1 protein-coding gene and 1 pseudogene are annotated in these 1,559 nt (G+C 70.4%); one reads left to right on the top strand and one right to left on the bottom strand.

Translation table 11 applies throughout. The features are described 5' to 3' along the window. Positions 1-327: pseudogene (locus tag AVW11_RS35525) on the bottom strand (Tn3 family transposase); the annotation flags it as partial. A gap of 578 nt (positions 328-905) precedes the next feature. Between AVW11_RS35525 and AVW11_RS39065 the strand changes: the two are divergent. Then, the gene (locus tag AVW11_RS39065; RefSeq protein ID WP_078093325.1) at positions 906-1,343 is read left to right on the top strand and encodes a lipoyl domain-containing protein; all 438 of its coding nucleotides are present in this window, start codon (positions 906-908) and stop codon (positions 1,341-1,343) included. Positions 1,344-1,559 lie beyond the last annotated feature (216 nt).

A 1,559-nucleotide genomic window follows, 5' to 3' on the forward strand; every position in this document is an offset into this window, starting at 1 on the left:
GGGGGGGGGGGGGGGGGGGGGGGGGGGGGGGGGGGGGGGGGGGGGGCGACGTCCTCGTCCTTGCGCTGTGGCCCTCGACGCGAAGTTGGGCGAGGCCGCGCCTAGGTAGCGGGTGTTCCACAGGACGGCGGCGTTGAGGACAGGCCGAGGGCCGCGAGCTGGTCTTCCTGGCCCTCGCGGTACGCGTGGCGGATCTGGCCGCGGCCGCCGTGGCAGATCGCGCGGGCCAGGCGGTGGCGGGACTCCTGCACCCGTCAACTGCCGGTTCATCGGCCGGCGGTAGGTGCCGTCGACCGGGTCGACGAGGGCGAGCAGGTGCATGGTCTTGTGCCGACAGCCGCTTGGGACCACCGGCCCCCGCCACGAATTTGCCTCCATCGAGAAGAACGCCGTCGCACAACGGGCTGCCCCGGACACCAAGTCGCTGACCCTGGAGGTACACCGATGACGGACACCACCACCACGGCAGAGGCGACTGTCCCCGAGCAGGCCGCGCCGCCCGAGGAGAAGACCGGCGCCCCTCCTCGATTCCCCGGCCAGGAACTACCCGGCCAGGCAACCCCACCTTGTCGACGATCCGTCTCCCAGCGCGAGCCCCCAAGACGGCAGGCGCCACCGCCGCCGACGGATTGCGCGCCCTCGGCGTGGCGATCCCGGACGCGCGTGGCCTCGCCTGACGGGTCGAGGAGCGCGCGTGGGAGACCAGCGGGCGGCCGGGCAGAGGCAGCGACGCGTCCCCCGCGGTCCGCATGCGATCGTCAGCGGGCGATCCTATGCTTGAGTCTGGCCACGTGGACCTGGCCTGTCGCTTGTGGCACGCAACACGAACCCAGCCGACAACGGATTCCATGCAGAGGTCCTGCTTCGTCGGCCCGGACTGCTGACCCTTCCTTCAGAGGAGGACCATGTCTACAACCGTCCGGAAGCGCCTTCCTCACATCATTGGCGCATCGTGTCTGATCGCAGCTTGCGCCCTATCCGCTGGCGTTCCTGCTTCGCCGGCCCAGGCGCGAGCGTCGGAGTGCGGTAGCTCCTCCGAGCCGGAGCCCAGCCCAACCACGGCCCCGGGCGACGAGGCGGTAGGGATTACGAAGATTGTGATGCCCAGCCTCGGCGAGTCCGCCACGGGGGGCGACGTCGACTGGCAGAAGCAGGTCGGTGACACGGTGAGCAAGGGAGAGACCATCGCCGTCGTCGAGAGCGCCAAGGTAGCGATGGACCTCGACTCTCCCGTCGATGGTGTTCTCATGGAGATGTGCGTTGCCGACGGCGGGTTTGCCGACCCCGGAGAGATACTTGCAGTGATCGGGCCTCCGGGGACTGCACCTGGCACTAGTGAGTGATGGCGGACCACTGAGTCGGCAGCCCCCACCCGGTGGCTCCGCCCGAGTCGGCGCAATCAGCCGTGCGACTCAGTCTTCGGCAGCCTCAAACGAAGGAAGGCCCGGGGTCTGCACCCTGGGCCTTCACGGCGGATCTTGTGGCGGAGAGGAACGACCTGGCCGGCTAGCGGCCCGCGCCGCCGTCCGTGCGCCGGCCGATCGGGCCGGCGCACGGAC

The sequence above is a fragment of the Streptomyces amritsarensis genome, from assembly GCF_001953875.1.
Classification (GTDB): domain Bacteria; phylum Actinomycetota; class Actinomycetes; order Streptomycetales; family Streptomycetaceae; genus Streptomyces; species Streptomyces amritsarensis.